Consider the following 19,972-nt stretch of genomic DNA (forward strand, 5'->3'; position numbering starts at 1 on the left):
AGGCGGTATAACTGTGATTGAACAAGAAGCATGTATAGTCGTCCAACAACAGGAGATTGCTCATTCTATTTATGAGCTTACATTGTCAGGAAACCTTGTTGCGAATATGGACGAGCCTGGTCAATTTGTTCATTTAAAAGTAACAGATGGACTTGATCCGTTGTTAAGAAGACCCATAAGTATTTCGTCAATCAATTACGATCAAAATGAATTTACAATGATTTATCGAAAAGAAGGCCGTGGAACTTCTCTGCTTGCTCAAAAAAAGCAAGGGGATGTCGTTAATGTACTCGGTTCCCTTGGAAATGGCTTTCCTGTTTCAGAAACAAATCAAGGTGAAACAGCTCTTTTAGTAGGTGGAGGAATTGGTGTACCTCCCCTTTATGAGCTATCGAAACGTCTCGTACAGAATGGTGTAAATGTTATTCATGTTCTTGGTTTTCAAACAAAAAATGCTGTTTTTTATGAAGAAAAATTTGCGCGTCTTGGTAAAACCTTTATTGCAACTGTAGACGGTACATACGGAACGAAAGGGTTCGTTACAGATGTAATTGATAAACATCAATTGGACTTTCATGTGCTTTATACCTGTGGACCGACTCCAATGCTAAAGGCTTTAGAACGTAAATTTACGAATAAAAAAGTATTTTTATCCTTGGAACAACGAATGGGATGTGGGATAGGGGCTTGTTTTGCATGTGTTTGCCATACAGTTGGCGATGAGCATGGTCACTCTTATAAAAAGGTTTGCAGCGATGGACCTGTATTCCAATCAGGGGAGGTTTTATTATGAAGACGATAGCCGTACAGCTTCCAGGGCTTCATTTAAAAAATCCTATTATGCCTGCTTCAGGATGCTTCGGATTCGGACGGGAATACAGTCAGTTGTATGACCTAAACGTTCTTGGTGCAATGATGATTAAAGCGACGACATTAGAGCCGCGCTTCGGCAATCCGACACCTCGTGTTGCAGAAACACCTGCAGGTATGCTAAATGCGATTGGCTTACAAAACCCTGGATTAGAGAAAGTATTAACAGAAGAATTGCCGTGGCTTGAACAGTTTGACGTTCCAATTATTGCAAGTGTAGCTGGTTCACAAATGGAGGATTATGTTGCGGTTGCTAAAAAAATATCACAAGCGCCTAACGTACATGCGCTTGAGTTAAATATTTCCTGTCCGAACGTTAAAACAGGCGGAATTGCTTTTGGAACATTCCCAGAGGTAGCAAAAGAGTTGACGAAAAAAGTAAAAGAAGTTTCTAGCGTACCTGTATATGTAAAGCTATCGCCAAATGTAACGAACATAGTTGAAATTGCAAAAGCGGTTGAAGAGGGCGGAGCAGACGGATTAACCCTCATTAATACATTACTTGGAATGAGAATAGATACAAAAACTGGAAAACCGATTATTGCAAATGTAACGGGCGGATTAAGCGGTCCAGCCATTAAGCCTGTAGCCATCCGGATGGTTTATGAAGTGAGTCAGCATGTAAACTTGCCAATTATCGGCATGGGCGGCATCCAGTCAGCTGAAGATGTACTTGAGTTCTTTTATGCGGGGGCAAGTGCAGTTGCTATTGGTACAGCCAATTTTGTTGATCCGTTTGTATGTCCAAAAATAATTGAAGAACTGCCAAGTTTATTAAAGAAGTTTGGATATGATCATATTTCGGAATGTACAGGAAGGAGTTGGAGGAAATATGGAACGGCCATTAATCGTTGCACTTGATTTTCCGTCAAAAAAAGAAGTGAAAAACTTTCTTCGATTTTTTTCAGATGAATCGTTATTTGTTAAAGTTGGCATGGAGCTATTTTATCAGGAAGGACCGTCAATTATTGACTATTTAAAAGAACAAAACCACCGTGTTTTTCTTGATTTAAAGCTTCACGATATCCCAAATACAGTTAAAAGTGCAATGAAAGGTTTAGCCCGACTCGGTTGTGATTTAGTTAATGTCCATGCTGCAGGTGGAAGAGCAATGATGGAAGGGGCTCTTGAGGGGCTTGAAGCTGGGACATCTTTTGGAAAAAAGCGCCCGTATTGCATAGCAGTCACACAGTTAACTAGCACTGGAGAGGAACAAATGAAACAAGAACAGTTAATTCCTGTTTCCCTAGAACAATCAGTTCTCCATTATGCAAAGCTTGCAAACGACTCAGGGCTTGATGGTGTTGTCTGCTCAACATATGAATCACAATTAATTCATTCTAAGTTAAGCAACTCTTTCTTAACAGTTTCACCGGGTATTAGGTTAGCGGTTGAAGCTGCTCAAGATCAAAAGCGAGTTGCTACTCCAAAGCTTGCGAGAGAATCAGGTGTTTCCGCAATTGTTGTCGGAAGATCAATTACTAGAGCTGAAAATCCGTAGAAAAAACTATTTATTCATAAAGAAAGAATGGGAGGGGGCAATTTAAATGAAGCGTTCGATTGCAAAGCATTTACTCAATATAAACGCTGTTTTTCTACGCCCAAATGAACCGTTTACATGGGCTTCTGGAATTCGTTCTCCGATATATTGTGATAATCGATTGACATTATCATATCCTGAGATTCGTAAAGAAATTGCTAACGGTTTAAAAGCATTAATGACAGAACATTTCCCAGAGGCTGAAGTGATTGCTGGGACTGCAACAGCAGGAATCCCTCACGCCGCATGGGTTAGTGATCTGTCAAATTTACCAATGTGTTATGTTCGCTCTAAGGCGAAACAGCACGGAAAAGGAAATCAAATTGAAGGAAAAGTAGAAGCAGGACAAAAGGTCGTTGTCATTGAAGATTTAATTTCAACAGGCGGAAGTGTTATTACAGCAGTTGAAGCATTAAAAGAGGCAGGCTGTGACGTGCTTGGGGTTGTCTCGATTTTCACCTATGAACTTGAAAAAGGAAAAGAACAGCTTTTAAAAGCAAACATTCACGCTTATTCTCTAACTGATTTTACAACATTAATTTCAGTTGCCGAAGAAAGTGGATTAATTACAAATGCTGATCTCAAAAAACTTAAAGCTTGGCGAAAAAATCCTACTAATTGGGAAACAAAGTAAAAAGATTGTAGGTAAACTCTTAAAATGGAGTTAGCCTACAATCTTTTTTGATTTGAAACTTTTTTTCTCTTTATTCTGCTAATTTTAGGGCGGTATTACTTCATCGTCCTCTTTAGACTAGCTGACACGGTCGTTAACACTTGAAAAATCCCAAAAACCATGCTGTACTTTCATACCCCCTCTACTAATGGAAGGATAGAAGGCACCCATCATAAAATTAAGAATATTAAACGACGAGCTTATGGCTATAGAAATCCTCAAAGATTCAGGACACGTGTATTTTTGGAGTGTACAGGTAAAACTTACAATAAACAGATTGCTTAGCCACTTCTTCTTCAGCATTTAGTAAATAATAGTTGGTGGAAAAGAAGCCGTCAAGGAAAGCACTTGACCGCTTCCTTTCCACCAACTAGCCAGCTTGTAAGCTGAAGAAGGAAAGATTTTGAGTGGCTCCAATCTAGCTAACTAATTACCAGAATTTTTTCCGAATCACAAACAATGGTGAAGAGACAAAATTTCTAACATAGATGTCATTATACGTTACTTGCTTTTACCTCTTCATACCATGCATTGAAATTATCAAAAGAAGTTAAACTATTATCATCTGAGTATACATTCTCATATTTGTAATCAGCTTCTAAATTATTAGATTTGACATCATATTTTAACTTTAATTCTGTCGGTATACTTTGATTATATTGTTTACATAAATCTACTATTCTTTGTAAATCTTGTACACCTATTTTTAACACTGATAATCTTCTTTCTTTATTATCATCTATCTTTTCATTAGTCTCAGCTAACACATTATTAACTTCATTTGTTCTCACAATTTTTCCATTTATTTTATAAAATGCATTGAACGAAAATACTCCATTTTCATTAGAAGCATAAATATATATATTTTCTGCCTTGGAATCTACATATTCTAAGCAAAGTGATACCATATCTGCTTGTATATCCATAAAATCATCTTCAAATATTTTACTCACTAGCTAGTTCTCCTTTTGCTTATTTGTTATACGTTCATAATAGTCAGCACCATCTATTGAATAGTTTACCTCAAAAGAAGTTGGACGTGAAGTCCCAGTTTCATAATTAATTTTAATATCTACTGAGACCTTTTTTCTTTGTTCAATAGCTTTAGCCCATGTATTTTCTATTTTCTTATATGCACTTTGATTTACTTTCCTTGCTTGAGAAACCAAGTTATCTAGTTCTGGAGAGCCACCAAATCTATCGCCAAATATGTGTCCTGCATGGTCTCCAGGTAATTTATTAGGTGTGTTAGGATTATGTGGTAATCTTCCTGCGTGTTTTTTTATTTTCAAATCGTCTGCACTTGCATGAGTTATCTCCCCCTTTGAATTTGTCTCATAAGAATATCCATGTTCTCCCGCTTTATATTTTATATTTGGGTTTAATTCCCCATTTTCTAAATGACTGCCATCAGTAATAATCTTTTCAGCCCCACTGGCTTTTTTACTACCTTCTCCAACACTCACCGACACTTTCCCATCACGACTATCTCCAAACGCTTCCTTACTCGCTTGGTGGATTCGATTGTACAAGTCATCCATTACGTTGTATGGAATCGTATTAACTTTGCCTGTAGTAAAAGCGGGAGTTAATCCTTTAGTAATCGGTATCGGTGGCGGGATCTTGTTTGAAACATTTCCGACCTTTCCAACATGACCGAGTTTTTTGTAGCGTTTCCAAGCTGACCTGCTCTACTTAATCCTTTATCCTTTATCTCCGATTACGCCAATCCCAATTGTTGTTAAACCATAGGAGAAGAATTCAGCGCGGCTGTGGGCAATCACCCAAAAAGGCTTTCGACCTCTTGTAACGGTGAAAAAGGAAGTAATTTTAGAAATGACTCTGTGGTTAATTTTCGTATAGAAATCTAATTTAAATGTTTTCACCTGTTCATCAATTAATTGAGAATTTATTTATGAAAACCATTGTCCAAATAATGTATTTCGTTTATTCTTATCCATGTATGTGTCCTTTATTATGAATACAATACTAGTGACTCTTTTTATTTAAAATAATTAATTCAAGCATGTTTTATTTTGCATGCAATTGTGTAAAAACCCCAACAAATATAATAAGCCAAAAAAAGCAGTCAATAGGCATTACATTTCTTACGTCGCTTTTGACTGCTTTGTTCTACATGTGATTTTTTAGAAAAATTCACAAGATAGACAATTAATTTTGATTTTTAATTCTAAAATCTAACTCAAGTAAAGCGTCTTCTACGTCCTCTTCCAATCGGGGATTTTTTTTAAACTGCTCAATTGTGCTTCTATATTTTTCTTTCCCGGAATAACCTAGCATTGATAAAATATAACTAATGCATTCATCATTAAATTTTTTTAGATTGGAAACAATTGGATCTAAATCCAATTCCTTATCAATTGATCTAGTGTCTTCCGCATTCAAAATAATGCTTAAAATTGCTTCTTTAATATCGTTATCATCTTGCTGAACAAGATGTTTTATTAGAATATTCATTTCTTCAATAGCTTCATCCCTACTGATATTTCCATATTCTAAAATATCTCCAATAGTGCCTAAACTCTTCAATTTTTCATCCTTATTTAAATTATTATCATTCAATAATTTAAATAATTTTCCTTCAAAAGACATATTAAAATCACTTCACTTTCATATCATTTTTTTTTTGGTGGTTGAATAGGAATATGAGTTCTATTTGCTAAATCGTCACTATAATTAGGGCTATTAGGATTTGTTATGCCACGTGGCTGATATTCACCGGTTACTGGATCAAGATATTTTTTTCCTTCCTGTACTCGTATAATCCAACCATTTGAAGCATTACTTCCAACTGGAGCGGAAGCATCTGGACCATGAACACGGACCGTCTTTTTTTTACCGTCTGAATTCCTCCAAGTATATTCAAATCCTTCAGTTACCTTCCCTGACTGTGGGGTTAAAATACGTTTTTTAGCATCAGTTGGAATTCTTGACAAGATGTCATCAATAGTAGAACCTTGTATGTTATTAAAATCTCCAACTTTTCCTGTTCCTAGCTTTCTGGTTATACTGTATCCCTTACCAGATCCCCCAACACTCACCGACACTTTCCCACCACGACTGTCTCCAAACGCTTCCTTACTCGCTTGATGGATTCGATTGTACAAGTCATCCATTACGTTGTATGGAATCGTATTAACTTTGCCTGTAGTAAAAGCGGGAGTTAATCCTTTAGTAATCGGTATCGGTGGCGGGATCTTGTTTGAAACATTTCCGACCTTTCCAACATTACCGAGTTTTGCTGCATTTCCAAGCTGACCTGCTCTACTTAATCCTTTATCCTTTATCTCCGATTACGCCAATCCCAATTGTTGTTAAACCATAGGAGAAGAATTCAGCGCGGCTATGGGCATCTCCGTTGATGACATCTCGATTCCAGGCGTTTTTCATCCCTTCCCACATATATTTTGGGAAATTGATTACTTTATCCTTCATTTCCCCTAGCTTTTTCTTCGGGTCATGGATGAGTTGATAAGCGAAGATTGCTTTTTCAATATAATTGATATGACCCGGTTGTAAATTTTCCTCGGCAAATTTGTATAGAGAAACGAGACCGTCTATCGTGTCACCAAGCGCTTTTCCCGTTCCATCGATGACACCTTCAAATGCACGATCAACTGGCGAGATGAAAAAAGGCTCCTTTATTGGAACCTTTTTCTCATTTGAATTAGCTTTTTTCTTTTCTGAAAATTTATAAAGTAATGAAATTCTTCGTATTGAGTTATCCTACTAATTAAATGATTGCTTTAAATGGAGCGTGACCTGTTTCAGCATTTCTAAGCAATGTTGGCTTTCTAAAACGCAAACTAGTTTCCAACTTAAATATAGCCGTATCTCCATCTATTTCTACAAAAGACACATTAATCCAAATTGGAGCTCTTGGAAAAAGCCCTCCTAAAATGCCTACAACATCATTTATTAATAATCTTTTTCCACCTATATTATCTTTGGATAAAACTAAGCGCTTCATCATTTCGTCTCCGCCATCTAAAGTTTTTCCCTCTTCCTCTATGGGTTCTATAATAAATTTATAATTATTACTTGAAATCCCTCGATTTTCTTTTAATTCATTAACAGTTTTAAGCAGATTTTCAGCAAAAATTTCCTCATTCATTTGAGTTACTCTACACACGCCTGCTACCTCCTTTACTTCAATTTAATTGATTCTGTTTTTTTCAATTTTCCTAAATTAACATAACCAGAATTCGTTAGCTCTAATTGATGAATCTCTAACCATGCTTTTTTTGTTTTAATTCCTGCTTCTTTAAAAATTTGTTCATAATTTTTTGCTTGTTTAGGAGTTGGCGTATAGTGACCAGACTCATTCGTTATTTTTCTCACATTCCCTAGCTCATCAACTTTCAATTTTCCAGCCGCTTGAACATCCTTACCACTCGCCAAATGTGAGTGACCTCTTCCTACCTTTAAATTGTTATTTACATCAATAATAAAATCTACTTCTTTTATCCCATCTCTAATTTTTAAATTACCATTTATAAGTGTAACATTGAATGTTTTACCTTTCTGGACTTCATTTGGATACCTATTTTTAATAGTTTGAATTGGACGGTTAACTACGCTGGCTCTTTTACTACCTTCTCCCACACCCCCAGACACTTTCCCACCACGACTGTCTCCAAACGCTTCCTTACTCGCCTGATGGATTCGATTGTACAAGTCATCCATGACATTGTATGGAATCGGATTAGCTGTGCCTGTGGCAAAAGCGGGAGTTAATCCTTTAGTAATCGGTATCGGTGGCGGGATCTTATTTGCAACATTTCCAATCTTTCCAACATGACCGAGTTTTGTAGCGTTCCCAAGCTGACCTGCTCTACTTAATCCTTTATCTCCGATTACGCCAATCCCGATTGTTGTTAAACCATAGGAGAAGAATTCAGCACGGCTGTGGGCATCACCGTTAGACATCTCGATTCCAGGCGTTTTTCATCCCTTCCCACATATATTTTGGGAAATTGATTGCTTTATCCTTCATTTCCTCTAGCTTTTTCTTTGGGTCATGGATGAGTTGATAAGCGAAGATGGATTTTTCGATATAATTGATATGACCCGGTTGTAAATTTTCCTCGGCAAATTTGTATAGAGAAACGAGACCGTCTATCGTATCGCCAAGCGCTTTTCCCGCTCCATCGATGACACCTTCAAATGCACGATCAACTGGTGAAGTAATGACACCATCCCTTATTTCTTCGGGTATTGCTGGAACAACTTCATAATGAATTTTGCCAGATCTATCGGCTTCCATCACAATCAAGCCGTCTGCATATACATGATATTTGATACTGTTGTCGTTTCCATATGGATCTCTTTCGACCGTATTGATTTGCTCAAGTCCGACCTTTTTCACCAAGCTACCCAAAAGCTTGCGATAAGCCTCGCTTGTCATCATTTTTGATACGCTGTCATGAGAAATTGGCAATTGACTGCTTTGAGTCATCGCTTCTATTTCTTTCATAAAGCTGGCCATCATTAACAAATCATCACAGGTGCGATCGAGTAAACGAGTTGCTTGCTCATCAAAGGAATGGAGGTTTTCGATCGTCATTTGGTTATGTTGGCGCGCTTGGTTGATATAAGAGATTGTTTCTTCAGCTTGGATAGGTGGCAAACTGACGATGTCTTGTACACTATGTATCGCATTGTTAATTTCACTTGTTATCGATGTAACTCGTCTCTCAAGACGATCTAACCCATTCGTGACATCATTTTCTAAAAAACTTTCGTGAATAAAGCCATCTTCTGCTGGTTCAAACGCTTGGAGTAAGTATTTAATTTCTTCTAAAATTGTATCATAATCGGTAATGAATGCCTGAAGATATAAGAGGAAAGGCTTATGTACGTTTTGAAAAAAAGCACGAATCGCTTCGCCGCCTTTTCCTTTGAGTGAATCTTCTAGTTGAATAATTCTTTCAACAGCATGTTCAATTTTACTCACTTGTTCATAGGTGGTTTTCAATGTTTGTTGAATGACTTCAATGCCAATATAAATCTCACGGGCATGTAAGATTTTCATGGCTTCACCAATTTTTCATAGAAAATTTATCTATAGAAGTATTTTTTATACATGTATATAAATATAATAAACGTAAATTTTGTTATTTTCAAGATTTTCTTGGTTAGCGAGACTTTATCGTGAAGTTCACTTAAAGAGCTACAGACTGGCTGACAAACGCTCGCATTCCGTTACTTGCACTTCGTTGTTAGCTCCTAAAACGCCAGTTATATATGCCGCCTTGTGCTGCCCATCTCGACAAGCGTTTTCAACTAGTCTTAATAAATTGCAATTTCAAAGAATGACTTTTTTATCTTGATGATATCACTTGATATTAAGATCTGCTATTTTGATCCAGCTGAATGACCAATTCTTCACTCGGTGTCACATATACCGTTTGTTGGTTTTCGTAAATAACAAAGCCTGGCTTGGCACCACTCGGTTTCTTTACGCGACGCACCTTTGTAAAATCAACTGGAACTGAACTTGAGTTGCGCGCCTTGCTGAAATAAGCCGCTAATATTGCTCCTTCTATTATTGTTGCTTCTGATGGGTTTTTACTTCTAATGACTACATGTGATCCTGGTATATCTTTCGTATGTAGCCAAGTCTCATCTTTATTTGCAAGCTTATTTGTTAAGTAATCATTTTGCTTATTATTCTTTCCTACAATGATTTCTGTTCCATCGGTCGCGCAATATTTTTCAAGAATGGGTTGTTTGTTTCCGCGTTTTTTGTTTAGCTTTTTTTGCCGGTTGCGTAAATACCCTTCTTCGATAAGTTCCTCACGGATTTCTTCAATATCTTTTGGAGCAGCTGTTTCAATTTGTTGCAGCAATGTATCAAAGTATTGCACTTCTCTGTCTGCAAGTTTCATCTGATCTTTTACGATCATCACTGCATTTTTTGCCTTTTGATATTTTGAAAAATATTTTTGGGCATTTTCAGATGGTGTTTTTTGCGGATCTAAAGGAATCGTTACTTTTTCACCGTTTTCATGATAATAGTTAATCACTTCAATTTCCTTCATACCTTTAGTAATTGCATAGAGATTCGCTGTTAAAAGCTCGCCAAATAGTTTGTATTGTTTGCTGTTTTGCGCTTCTTGCAAAGTTCGTTGCAATTTCTTTATTTTTTTTATATTCTTTGCTTTTTCATTTGTGATAAATCTCTCTAAGTCGGTTGCTTGCTGCTTTACACGATCCCGTTTGGCTTTTCCAAAATAAAATCGATCAAGCATATCCCCTAATGAAAAAAAATTCTTTTCTCTCTCCACTTAAATGGGCTAGTGGGAATAAGTAAAAAGCTTCTTTGTTTTTATTACTCGAAATCGCAGGCAAATATTTTTTTTCTTTTAGTTGATTCATTAAAGTTAAAAATGTTTTTGGCAATGAGACACGGTTAGCAATTCCAGCACGAAAAACGACTTCTTTTGCAAATAAAGGAGAAATCCCTGCAAATTGAGCAACTAACTGTTTATCAAGCTTTCCAGAATTAAAATCAATTTTTTGCAAAAGAGCTGTCTCGTTTGCGGCAAAAGGATTTTGTTTGTTTTGTTTAGGTGGCCTGACGTATTCATGTCCAGGTAATACTGCACGATAGCTATTCACCGCAAAGGAGACGTGTTTAATACTATCGAGAATTAAATTCTTGTTACGATCAACTAAAATGATATTACTATGCCTTCCCATTATTTCTACAATTAATTGTTTGTAAGATAAATCCCCTATTTCATTTCGCCCCTTGATTTGAAACACAATGATTCTGTCTAAGTCAACTTGAGTAATATTTTCTAAAAAAAACCCTTCGAGGTGTTTACGCAGCAACATACAAAACATTGGCGGTTCTTGTGGGTTTTCAAATGATTCTTTCGTTAGTTGAACGCGAGCATAATTTGGATGGACAGAAAGTAAAACCTTATGGTTAATCCGCTTAGCTCGAACATTTAATACAATTTCATTTTTATATGGCTGTTGAATTTTTGTAATTCGTCCACCAACTAACAAGTTGGAAAGCTCTTCAACAGTTGCTTTTGTAAATAATCCGTCAAATGACATGATAAAACATCCTTTTCTTATATTGTTGATTTTAATCATAGCTTTTTTTAGGACGAGTCTGAATAAGATTTCTTTAGAGAAAAGGAAATTTGTACAAATGGGGCGAAATGAATCCGCCTGTTTTTTTATAAAAGAAATTTGCCTAAAAAACAATTGAAGGGAAGTGAGATTTCCTTATGAAATTTCATCAAATGAATAAAGATCAAATCGAAAAAATATTAAAGACGAATGCACAAACTGGATTGAGCGAGCAAGAAGTAAAAAAGAGAATTCAACAATACGGCTTTAATGAGTTAGAAGAGGGAGAAAAACAATCTACATTATTAATATTTTTTAGCCAGTTTAAAGATTTCATGGTTCTCGTCTTATTGGCTGCTACGCTAGTTTCAGGTCTGCTAGGTGAATATATTGATGCAATTGCTATTATTGCAATTGTGCTGATTAATGGCCTGCTAGGATTTTTTCAAGAACGTAAAGCGGAAAAATCACTACAGGCGCTGAAAGAATTATCCGCACCCCAAGTTCAAGTGTTACGAAATGACCAGTGGGTAAAAACTCCGTCAAAGGAAGTTGTTGTTGGCGATGTGATAAAATTTTCAAATGGGGATCGCATCGGTGCAGATGTACGTTTAATCGAAGTAAATAGTTTGGAAATAGAAGAATCAGCTTTAACTGGAGAGTCATTGCCAGTTCAAAAAAGCTGCCGTGATTTAAATGAGAGTGAATTACAACTTGGTGATATGGAAAATCTTGCTTTTAAAGGGACAATGGTGACAAGAGGAAGCGGAAAAGGAATCGTCATTGCGACAGGAATGAAAACAGCGATGGGTCAAATTGCTGATTTACTGCAAAAAGCAGAAACGATGATCACTCCGCTGCAACGCCGTCTAGAGCAATTAGGGAAAATCCTTATAACTGTCGCCTTACTGCTTACAGTTTTAGTCGTTGTTATCGGTGTATTTCGAGGACATGACATTTATACGATGTTTTTAGCGGGGGTATCGTTAGCGGTTGCTGCTATACCTGAAGGGCTGCCGGCAATTGTCACAGTTGCTTTGTCACTCGGGGTTCAGCGGATGATTAAACAAAAATCAATTGTCAGAAAGCTTCCTGCTGTTGAAACACTCGGATGTGCATCTGTTATTTGTTCAGACAAAACTGGAACGATGACTCAGAATAAAATGACAGTCACTCATTTATGGAGTGGCGGGGAGACGTGGACTGTTGATGGAATTGGTTACGAGCCAAAGGGAAAGTTTTATAATGCAAAACACCAGCTAATACATCCGGAAAGAGAAAAGGTACTGCAACAGCTTTTAACCTTCGGGATGCTCTGTAACCATGCGGAAATATTTAAAAAAAATAATAAATTTACGATTGATGGAGATCCGACAGAAGGAGCGTTGCTTGTTGCTGCTATGAAGGCAGGCTACACGCGGAAAAGTGTCTTAAAGCAATTTAGTATTATTCGTGAGTTCCCTTTTGATTCAACCCGCAAAATGATGACAGTCATTGTAAAAGATCAATCAGGTCGTCAGTTTATCGTAACAAAAGGTGCCCCTGATGTCGTAATAGGAGAATGTAAAGCTATTTTATGGGATGAACAATTACAGCAGTTAACAAATGAAAAAAAAGCAAAGGTGCAGAATGCTGTGGATGGACTAGCGTCACTTGCTTTAAGAACAATTGCCATTGCTTTTAAACCCGTTTCAGAAAATGAAACGATTTTAAATGAGAAGGAAGCTAAAAAAGATTTAACGTTTATCGGATTACAAGGGATGATTGACCCGCCGCGTCCTGAAGTGAAAAAGGCTGTTAAAGAGTGCAAAGCGGCAGGGATTAAAACAGTCATGATTACTGGAGACCATGTAATTACTGCAAAAGCAATCGCGAAGCAATTGGGAATTTTAACAAATGAAGGTAAAATTCTTGATGGAAAAGCATTATCTAAAATGAAAGCTGATGAACTTAAAAATATAGTTAATGATGTGATAGTATTTGCCCGAGTATCTCCGGAACATAAATTAAAAATTGTAAAGGCATTACAAAATAATGGCCATGTTGTTGCAATGACAGGTGACGGAGTGAATGATGCCCCAGCGATTAAAGCAGCGGACATCGGGATAGCAATGGGGATTACTGGAACTGATGTAGCAAAAGAAGCATCATCATTAGTATTGCTTGATGACAATTTTGCAACGATAAAATCAGCAATCAAAGAGGGAAGAAATATTTATGAAAACATTCGTAAATTTGTTCGCTACTTGCTTGCTTCAAATGTTGGTGAAATATTAGTTATGTTATTTGCAATGATTTTAGCATTCCCATTACCTCTTGTTCCAATTCAAATTTTATGGGTCAATTTAGTAACAGACGGTTTACCTGCAATGGCATTAGGTTTGGATAAACCAGAAGGTGATGTGATGAAAAGAAAACCGCGCAGTCCGAAAGAGGGCGTTTTTGCTAGAGGACTTGCTTGGAAAGTTATTTCAAGAGGATTTTTAATTGGAATGGTGACTCTTATCGCCTTTATTATAGTTTATAATCAATATCCAGAAGAATTAATTTATGCGCAGACAGTAGCGTTTGCAACATTAGTATTAGCACAATTAATTCATGTTTTTGACTGTCGCAGCGAGCGGTCGATTTTTGCCCGTAATCCATTTGGCAACCCTTATTTAGTATGGGCTGTCATCTCTTCAATTGCCTTAATGCTTATCGTTATATATTACCCGCCGTTGCAGCCAATTTTTAATACTGTACCGATTGATATGCGTGATTGGCTGCTTATTATTGGATTAGCCTCATTACCGACTTTTTTACTAATTGGTTCACTTTTTGCAAGAAAAACAAAATAAAGTATGGTATAATCACAAAAGGTAATAGAATAAATTCTATTACCTTTTCTTTCATTTAATGATGAGAGCCATCGATCTTCTTTTTTGAATGGATGTGCATAATATGGTTGTGAGTATGACAGGCTTTGGAAGAAGTAAAGTTTATTCAACCAACTTTTCTGTTACAGCTGAAGTAAAAACTGTTAATCACCGTTTTCGTGAATACAACATTCGTATGCCTCGCCAACTTTTAAAAATCGAAGAAAAAATAAAAAAAAAGCTTGGTGAATATATTTATAGGGGTAGAGTAGAAGTATACATAACGCTTGAAGGAGAAGGATTTATCAATCGTAAAGTGCATATTGATTGGAATCTTCTTGATGATTATTACCGAGCGCTAATGAAAATAAAAGAAAAATACCAACTTGACGAACTTATATCTATTCAAGATTTAGTAACAAAAGACGAGTTTATTTCAATTGAAGAAGAGGATACAGGTAATGAAGAACTAGAAGATTTAGTATTAAATGCAATTGAGGAAGCTGCTCAGCAATTAATAGAAATGCGGTATATTGAAGGAAATGAACTTGAAAAGGATATTCGCGAGCAATTACAGCAATTTGAACAGCATATACATCAATTGGAAACTTATTTTCCTAGTGTTGTCAATCAATATAAAGAACGGCTATATAAAAAGATAGAAGACATATTATCTGGACAGGTAGATGAAACTCGCATATTAACAGAAGTAGCAATATTTGCAGATAAAGTAGATATTAATGAAGAATTGAAAAGATTGCAAAGCCACCTTGGACAATTTAAACATACAATTGCATTAAATGATCCGATTGGTCGAAAGCTCGATTTTTTACTTCAAGAAATGAACCGAGAAGTGAACACAATCGGTTCAAAAGCAAACGATTCATTTATCGGCAAACAAGTTGTCGATTTGAAAAGCTTACTAGAAAAAATGAAAGAACAAGTTCAAAATATTGAATAAGTGGCAGTTTAGAATCTTGCCATCACGGTGAAAATAATGAACTGATGATTGGAGGGTCAAGATGACGTCAATTAAATTAATTAATATCGGTTTCGGTAATATTGTTTCTGCAAACCGAATTATTTCGATTGTTAGTCCTGAGTCAGCCCCGATAAAAAGAATTATCCAAGATGCACGTGATCGAGGTTCTTTAATTGATGCGACATACGGCAGACGGACTAGAGCAGTGATCGTTATGGATAGTGATCATGTAATCTTATCGGCTGTTCAGCCAGAAACAGTAGCTCATAGGTTGAATGATCGTGATGAGATTATGGATGAAGGGTAGGATTTTTTTATGCAAGAAAAAGGCTTATTAATAGTTCTTTCAGGCCCATCTGGTGTAGGTAAAGGCACTGTAAGGAAGGAGATCTTTTCACAGCCAGATGTAGCTTTTGAATATTCAATTTCAATGACAACACGCAAGCCGCGTGAAGGAGAAGTAGATGGTGTTGATTATTTTTTCAAAGAAAGAGAAGAATTTGAAAAATTAATCGCTGAAGATAAACTGTTAGAGTATGCCGAATATGTTGGGAATTATTATGGAACTCCAATAGAATATGTCCAACAAACAATTGCTACAGGGAAAGATATCTTTTTAGAAATTGAAGTTCAAGGTGCAAAACAAGTAAGAGAAAAATTCCCAGATGGCTTATTTATTTTTCTCGCTCCACCAAGTTTATCTGAATTAAAGAATCGCATCGTGAACAGAGGAACAGAGACAGAAGAATTAATTGCCAATCGGATGAAAACGGCTAAAGAAGAAATTGAAATGATGGAATTATATGATTACGTTGTCGAAAATGACGAGGTTAAATTAGCATGCAGCCGCATAAAGGCAATTATTACGGCTGAACATTGCCGGAGAGATCGAGTAGCAGAAAGATATAAAAAAATGCTGGAGGTAGAATAAAGAAATGCTTTATCCTTCGATAGATTCATTACTAAAAAAAATCGATTCAAAATACTCATTAGTATCAGTAGCAGCAAAACGTGCCCGAAGTTTACAGGATCATTATGATCCAATGCTTGAAAATTACGTTTCCAGTAAATTTGTCGGTAAGGCATTGGAAGAGATTTATTTAGGTAAACTTCATTATACAACTAAAAGTAAACAAGAAGAAACTGCTGTGAAATAAGTAATTTGTATGGTGCGATAACAACCTAATATCATTAGGTTGTTATTTTTATTCTATCAAAAAGATGAAAAAACAATGATCATCCTTCATAATGAAATAAGAAAATTTGAATGAAAAGATAATGGGTGGGATTTACGTGTGATACAGAAAAAAAAAATACTTATTGCCGTTACTGGCGGAATTGCAGTTTATAAGGCGGCTGCATTAACGAGTAAGCTAGTACAAGCTGGTGCTGAAGTAAAAATCATTTTGAGTGAATCAGCGGCTAAGTTTGTCACGCCGTTAACGTTTCAAGCATTATCAAGAAATGAAGTTTATACTGATACATTTGAAGAAAAGAACCCTAAAGTGATTGCTCATATTGATTTAGCTGATTGGGCTGATCTCGCTATTGTTGCACCTGCAACAGCCAATATTATCGGCAAGCTTGCGAATGGATTAGCTGATGATATGATCACAACAACGTTATTGGCAGTAACAGCCCCTGTTTGGATTGCCCCTGCGATGAATGTGCATATGTATGAGCATCCTGCTGTTCGCAACAATATCAAAAAGCTTGCTCAATTTGGCTATCAGTTTATCGAACCAAGTGAAGGCTACTTAGCTTGTGGATACGTTGGAAAAGGGCGGTTAGAAGAGCCAGACAAAATAATTGAATTAATTCATACCTTTTTTAACGAAAAAACTCTTGAACTAACAGGGAAAACAATTGTTGTTACAGCCGGACCGACGAGAGAAAAAATTGATCCTGTTCGCTTTATGACTAACCACTCAACTGGAAAAATGGGCTATGCAATTGCGGAAGAAGCCGCAAAAGCTGGGGCAAAAGTCATTTTAATTTCTGGTCCTGTTCAGCTAACCGCACCTTCTGGTGTTGAAGTGATAGATGTTGAAAGTGCTAAAGAAATGTACGATGCCGCAATGAAACACTTTGATCAAGCGGATGTGATCGTAAAAGCTGCAGCTGTAGCGGATTATCGTCCAAAAATAGTTTATGATCAAAAAATGAAAAAAAAGCAAGGGGACCTTAGTCTACAATTAGAAAGAACGAATGATATTTTATTTGAACTCGGACAAAGGAAAACAACCCAGCTGTTAGTAGGATTTGCAGCAGAAACAGAACATGTTGAAGAAAATGCACAAAAGAAAAAAAAAAAAGAAAAATGCGGATATGATTGTTGCAAATAATATTACTCAGTCAGGGGCTGGATTTGGGTCTGATACAAATATTGTAACGATTTACAAACGGGATGGTACGAAGGAAAGCTTACCGACGATGAGTAAACAACAAGTCGCTCAAAAATTACTTAGTGAAATTTCGTTACTGTTAAAGGATGAACGTAATGAACGGCGCTAGTGTCATTGTTGACGTAATTACAAAGCAAACAGATAAGACATTCGATTATTTAATACCAGATAAATGGCTTAACACAATTCAACCGGGCATGAGGGTTATAGTCCCATTTGGTCCGCGGAGAATTCAAGGGTTTGTAACCGAAGTAAAAAAACATTCCGACATTCATGCTTTAAAAGAAATCATTGAACCAATGGATTTAGTTCCTGTGTTAACAGATGAGTTGCTACAACTCGGTAATTGGCTGGCAGAAAATACGTTATGCTTTAAAATCTCTGCCTTCCAAGTGATGCTACCTGCCGCATTTAAAGCAAAATATGGAAAAAAGATAAAGCTTTTATCACGAGAAAATATTGAGATCCTTCCAAAGGAAATCCGTCTTTTTTTTGAAAAAAGTGAAACAGTTTCTTGGGAGGACATTGCAAAAAATGAACATATTACTCTATTTCAAAAAGAAGCAGCTAGAGGAACAGTTGAAGTTATTTATGAAGTAAAAGAGCGGCTAAAAAAGAAAAAAGTAAAATATATTTCTCCCGCTCACTCGATTGAAATTTTAATTGAGCAACTAAAATTATTGCAAAAAAACGCATTGAAGCAAAAAATAGTGCTCGCTTATTTCATTGATCATTTTGAGCCGGTAGAATTGCAAAAACTTTTAGCACGGCTAGATGTTTCACAAGCTACGGTAAAAAGTCTCATCAAAAAAGGTCTATTAACTGAAAAATATGTAGAAGTTTATCGAGACCCGTATAAAGATAGAACATTTGCGAAAACAGTTCCTCTTCCTCTTACTGTTGAACAGTTAAACGCAGTAAAACCAATTCATCAGTCAATTGAACAAGAAATTAATCGCGTTTTTTTATTGTTTGGAGTAACAGGAAGTGGCAAGACGGAAGTGTATTTACAATCAATACAAAAAGTGCTTGCTAAAGGAAAAGAAGCAATTGTTCTTGTTCCCGAAATTTCTTTAACACCGCAAATGGTTAAGCGCTTCAAAGGCCGTTTTGGTGACGAAGTAGCTGTTTTACATAGCGGTTTGTCAGCAGGTGAAAAATATGATGAGTGGAGGAAAATTCAGCGCGGTGAAGCAAAAGTTGTTGTTGGTGCTCGTTCAGCCATTTTTGCTCCATTTAAAAATATCGGCATTATTATTATTGATGAGGAACATGAAACGAGTTACAAGCAGGAAGAAAATCCTCGCTATCATGCAAGAGATGTCGCAATAGAGCGGGCGAAATTTCACAATTGTCCTGTCGTTCTTGGAAGTGCAACGCCATCACTTGAAACGTTTGCAAGAGCGAAAAAAGGAGTTTATCAGTTGTTAACGTTAGCAAAACGGATGAATAATCAAGCTTTACCTGCAGTTGAAATTATCGATATGCGCGAAGAGTTAAGAGCAGGTAACCGTTCGATGTTTTCGCGCCTTCTCTTTGAAAAATTAACAGACCGACTAGAGAAAAAAGAACAGACTGTTTTATTTTTAAATAAGCGAGGTCATTCATCTTTTGTTATTTGCCGAGATTGCGGCTACGTTTTAAATTGTCCTCATTGCGATATATCCTTGACTTATCACCGTTTCAATCAGCAAATGAAATGTCATTATTGCGGGTTTGAAACATCCGTGCCAACTAAATGCCCAGAATGTTCAAGTAAACATATTCGTTATTTTGGAACTGGGACGCAAAAGGTAGAGGAAGAATTAGGTAAGTTATTGCCAGAAGCAAGAGTGATTCGGATGGACGTTGATACAACAAGCCGGAAAGGTGCGCATGAGCGATTACTGGATAATTTTCAACGCGGGAAGGGCGACATATTATTAGGGACACAAATGATTGCAAAAGGACTTGATTTTCCTAATATTACCCTTGTCGGTGTTTTATCTGCAGATACGATGCTCCATCTTCCTGATTTTCGTTCATCTGAGAAGACGTTCCAACTGCTGACTCAAGTAAGCGGGCGTGCTGGGCGGCATAAATTGCCCGGGGAAGTCATTATTCAAACCTATACTCCTGAACATTATAGCATTAAGCTTGCAGGTAATCAGGACTTTAATCGCTTCTATGAACAGGAAATGGTTGTTCGTAAAATTCATAAGTATCCGCCGTTTTACTTTATTGTCATGCTAACCGTAAGCCATGAACAATTAATGAAAGTAATCTCAGTAACAGGTAAAATTGCCGAATTTATTCGCGCACGTCTATCAAACAATGCGATTGTCCTTGGGCCAGTAGCATCGCCAATACAAAGGATCAATAATAGATATCGTTACCAATGTTTGATAAAATACAAACAAGAACAAAACCTAAGTCAAACATTAAAAGCAGTGTTAGACCATTATCAGCATGATATAGCAAACGGTTTAACAATATCTGTTGATATGAATCCATATATTATGATGTAAATCGAATATTCATGATTAAATAAAGATG

At 36.5% G+C, this 19,972-nt stretch carries 19 protein-coding genes and 5 pseudogenes; 14 read left to right on the forward strand and 10 right to left on the reverse strand.

Features of this window, described 5'->3' with window-relative positions:
- Positions 1-13 precede the first annotated feature (13 nt).
- The 5 genes and pseudogenes from K6959_RS05595 to K6959_RS05615 all read left to right on the forward strand — a co-directional run.
- Positions 14-793 carry a dihydroorotate dehydrogenase electron transfer subunit gene (locus K6959_RS05595; protein WP_163242233.1) on the forward strand — a complete coding sequence of 260 codons (780 nt, stop codon included), beginning with the start codon at positions 14-16 and terminating at the stop codon, positions 791-793.
- Positions 790-1,731: a dihydroorotate dehydrogenase gene (locus tag K6959_RS05600; RefSeq protein ID WP_223087860.1), complete on the forward strand. Its 942-nt coding sequence runs from the start codon at positions 790-792 to the stop codon at positions 1,729-1,731. Before K6959_RS05595 ends, K6959_RS05600 begins: the two co-directional genes overlap by 4 nt.
- Positions 1,703-2,417, forward strand: a pseudogene (pyrF, locus tag K6959_RS05605) (orotidine-5'-phosphate decarboxylase). Before K6959_RS05600 ends, pyrF begins: the two are co-directional and overlap by 29 nt.
- The gene (gene pyrE / locus K6959_RS05610) at positions 2,418-3,044 is read left to right on the forward strand and encodes an orotate phosphoribosyltransferase (RefSeq protein ID WP_223087864.1); all 627 of its coding nucleotides are present in this window, start codon (positions 2,418-2,420) and stop codon (positions 3,042-3,044) included.
- 165 nt (positions 3,045-3,209) lie between these two features.
- Positions 3,210-3,368: pseudogene (locus tag K6959_RS05615) on the forward strand (transposase); the annotation flags it as partial.
- Between the two features lie 209 nt (positions 3,369-3,577).
- Here K6959_RS05615 and K6959_RS05620 read toward each other — a convergent pair.
- Both K6959_RS05620 and K6959_RS05625 read right to left on the reverse strand, forming a co-directional pair.
- Complete coding sequence (locus K6959_RS05620) at positions 3,578-4,036, reverse strand: hypothetical protein (RefSeq protein WP_163243546.1); 459 nt, start codon at positions 4,034-4,036, stop codon at positions 3,578-3,580.
- 3 nt (positions 4,037-4,039) lie between these two features.
- Positions 4,040-4,549 (reverse strand): DNA/RNA non-specific endonuclease, encoded by a 510-nt coding sequence (locus K6959_RS05625; RefSeq protein ID WP_262421902.1) that lies wholly within the window; start codon positions 4,547-4,549, stop codon positions 4,040-4,042.
- Positions 4,550-4,607: 58 nt separating this feature from the next.
- Between K6959_RS05625 and K6959_RS18855 the strand changes: the two genes are divergently transcribed.
- On the forward strand, positions 4,608-4,739 hold the full coding sequence (locus K6959_RS18855) for a hypothetical protein (RefSeq protein WP_258561203.1): 132 nt from the start codon (positions 4,608-4,610) through the stop codon (positions 4,737-4,739).
- Between the two features lie 133 nt (positions 4,740-4,872).
- On the opposite strand, the pseudogene K6959_RS05630 reads toward K6959_RS18855, so the two are convergent.
- The 3 genes and pseudogenes from K6959_RS05630 to K6959_RS05640 form a co-directional block, all read right to left on the reverse strand.
- Positions 4,873-4,996, reverse strand: a pseudogene (locus tag K6959_RS05630) (IS4 family transposase); the annotation flags it as partial.
- A gap of 259 nt (positions 4,997-5,255) precedes the next feature.
- Complete coding sequence (locus tag K6959_RS05635) at positions 5,256-5,696, reverse strand: hypothetical protein (RefSeq protein ID WP_163243549.1); 441 nt, start codon at positions 5,694-5,696, stop codon at positions 5,256-5,258.
- 23 nt (positions 5,697-5,719) lie between these two features.
- Complete coding sequence (locus K6959_RS05640; protein ID WP_223087865.1) at positions 5,720-6,211, reverse strand: polymorphic toxin type 30 domain-containing protein; 492 nt, start codon at positions 6,209-6,211, stop codon at positions 5,720-5,722.
- Between K6959_RS05640 and K6959_RS05645 the strand changes: the two genes are divergently transcribed.
- Positions 6,204-6,362 carry a hypothetical protein gene (locus K6959_RS05645; RefSeq protein ID WP_163243548.1) on the forward strand — a complete coding sequence of 53 codons (159 nt, stop codon included), beginning with the start codon at positions 6,204-6,206 and terminating at the stop codon, positions 6,360-6,362. The two genes, K6959_RS05640 and K6959_RS05645, sit on opposite strands and share 8 nt — an antisense overlap.
- Before the next feature lie 18 nt (positions 6,363-6,380).
- On the opposite strand, the gene K6959_RS05650 is transcribed toward K6959_RS05645, so the two are convergent.
- The 5 genes and pseudogenes from K6959_RS05650 to K6959_RS05670 form a co-directional block, all read right to left on the reverse strand.
- Positions 6,381-6,539 carry a hypothetical protein gene (locus K6959_RS05650; protein ID WP_223087867.1) on the reverse strand — a complete coding sequence of 53 codons (159 nt, stop codon included), beginning with the start codon at positions 6,537-6,539 and terminating at the stop codon, positions 6,381-6,383.
- Between the two features lie 298 nt (positions 6,540-6,837).
- Positions 6,838-7,236, reverse strand: a complete 399-nt coding sequence (locus tag K6959_RS05655) for a hypothetical protein (RefSeq protein ID WP_163243551.1) — start codon at positions 7,234-7,236, stop codon at positions 6,838-6,840.
- A 14-nt stretch (positions 7,237-7,250) separates the two neighbouring features.
- Positions 7,251-8,033, reverse strand: a complete 783-nt coding sequence (locus K6959_RS18860) for a hypothetical protein (protein WP_262421903.1) — start codon at positions 8,031-8,033, stop codon at positions 7,251-7,253.
- The gene (locus tag K6959_RS05665) at positions 8,026-9,138 is read right to left on the reverse strand and encodes an LXG domain-containing protein (protein ID WP_223087868.1); all 1,113 of its coding nucleotides are present in this window, start codon (positions 9,136-9,138) and stop codon (positions 8,026-8,028) included. Before K6959_RS05665 ends, K6959_RS18860 begins: the two co-directional genes overlap by 8 nt.
- Before the next feature lie 313 nt (positions 9,139-9,451).
- Positions 9,452-11,174 (reverse strand): annotated as a pseudogene (locus K6959_RS05670) (Rqc2 family fibronectin-binding protein).
- Between the two features lie 176 nt (positions 11,175-11,350).
- Here K6959_RS05670 and K6959_RS05675 point away from each other — a divergent pair.
- From K6959_RS05675 to priA, 7 genes and pseudogenes are all read left to right on the forward strand, one after another.
- A complete protein-coding gene (locus K6959_RS05675; protein WP_223087869.1) occupies positions 11,351-14,032 on the forward strand; it encodes a calcium-translocating P-type ATPase, SERCA-type in 2,682 nt (893 codons plus the stop codon).
- A 103-nt stretch (positions 14,033-14,135) separates the two neighbouring features.
- A complete protein-coding gene (locus K6959_RS05680) occupies positions 14,136-15,011 on the forward strand; it encodes a YicC/YloC family endoribonuclease (protein ID WP_163242792.1) in 876 nt (291 codons plus the stop codon).
- A 61-nt stretch (positions 15,012-15,072) separates the two neighbouring features.
- Entirely contained in the window at positions 15,073-15,339 is a 267-nt protein-coding gene (gene remA / locus K6959_RS05685) for an extracellular matrix/biofilm regulator RemA (protein ID WP_163242793.1), read from the forward strand.
- A gap of 9 nt (positions 15,340-15,348) precedes the next feature.
- Complete coding sequence (gmk, locus tag K6959_RS05690; RefSeq protein ID WP_163242794.1) at positions 15,349-15,963, forward strand: guanylate kinase; 615 nt, start codon at positions 15,349-15,351, stop codon at positions 15,961-15,963.
- A gap of 4 nt (positions 15,964-15,967) precedes the next feature.
- On the forward strand, positions 15,968-16,189 hold the full coding sequence (gene rpoZ / locus K6959_RS05695; RefSeq protein WP_163242795.1) for a DNA-directed RNA polymerase subunit omega: 222 nt from the start codon (positions 15,968-15,970) through the stop codon (positions 16,187-16,189).
- Positions 16,190-16,327: 138 nt separating this feature from the next.
- A pseudogene (gene coaBC, locus K6959_RS05700) lies at positions 16,328-17,546 on the forward strand (bifunctional phosphopantothenoylcysteine decarboxylase/phosphopantothenate--cysteine ligase CoaBC).
- Entirely contained in the window at positions 17,533-19,944 is a 2,412-nt protein-coding gene (gene priA, locus K6959_RS05705; RefSeq protein ID WP_223087871.1) for a primosomal protein N', read from the forward strand. Before coaBC ends, priA begins: the two are co-directional and overlap by 14 nt.
- Positions 19,945-19,972: the final 28 nt, after the last annotated feature.

This window comes from Bacillus aquiflavi (genome assembly GCF_019915265.1).
GTDB lineage: Bacteria > Bacillota > Bacilli > Bacillales > Cytobacillaceae > Bacillus_BT > Bacillus_BT aquiflavi.

Excerpts from the sequence above, each read along its gene's own strand:
- K6959_RS05650 (WP_223087867.1), bottom strand. The coding sequence starts at position 6,539 with ATGAAGGATAAAGTAATCAATTTCCCAAAATATATGTGGGAAGGGATG.
- pyrE (WP_223087864.1), top strand. The coding sequence starts at position 2,418 with ATGAAGCGTTCGATTGCAAAGCATTTACTCAATATAAACGCTGTTTTT.
- K6959_RS05675 (WP_223087869.1), top strand. The coding sequence starts at position 11,351 with ATGAAATTTCATCAAATGAATAAAGATCAAATCGAAAAAATATTAAAG.
- K6959_RS18860 (WP_262421903.1), bottom strand. The coding sequence starts at position 8,033 with ATGTCTAACGGTGATGCCCACAGCCGTGCTGAATTCTTCTCCTATGGT.
- K6959_RS05600 (WP_223087860.1), top strand. The coding sequence starts at position 790 with ATGAAGACGATAGCCGTACAGCTTCCAGGGCTTCATTTAAAAAATCCT.
- K6959_RS05680 (WP_163242792.1), top strand. The coding sequence starts at position 14,136 with ATGGTTGTGAGTATGACAGGCTTTGGAAGAAGTAAAGTTTATTCAACC.
- remA (WP_163242793.1), top strand. The coding sequence starts at position 15,073 with ATGACGTCAATTAAATTAATTAATATCGGTTTCGGTAATATTGTTTCT.
- gmk (WP_163242794.1), top strand. The coding sequence starts at position 15,349 with ATGCAAGAAAAAGGCTTATTAATAGTTCTTTCAGGCCCATCTGGTGTA.
- K6959_RS05665 (WP_223087868.1), bottom strand. The coding sequence starts at position 9,138 with ATGAAAATCTTACATGCCCGTGAGATTTATATTGGCATTGAAGTCATT.
- priA (WP_223087871.1), top strand. The coding sequence starts at position 17,533 with ATGAACGGCGCTAGTGTCATTGTTGACGTAATTACAAAGCAAACAGAT.
- rpoZ (WP_163242795.1), top strand. The coding sequence starts at position 15,968 with ATGCTTTATCCTTCGATAGATTCATTACTAAAAAAAATCGATTCAAAA.
- K6959_RS05635 (WP_163243549.1), bottom strand. The coding sequence starts at position 5,696 with ATGTCTTTTGAAGGAAAATTATTTAAATTATTGAATGATAATAATTTA.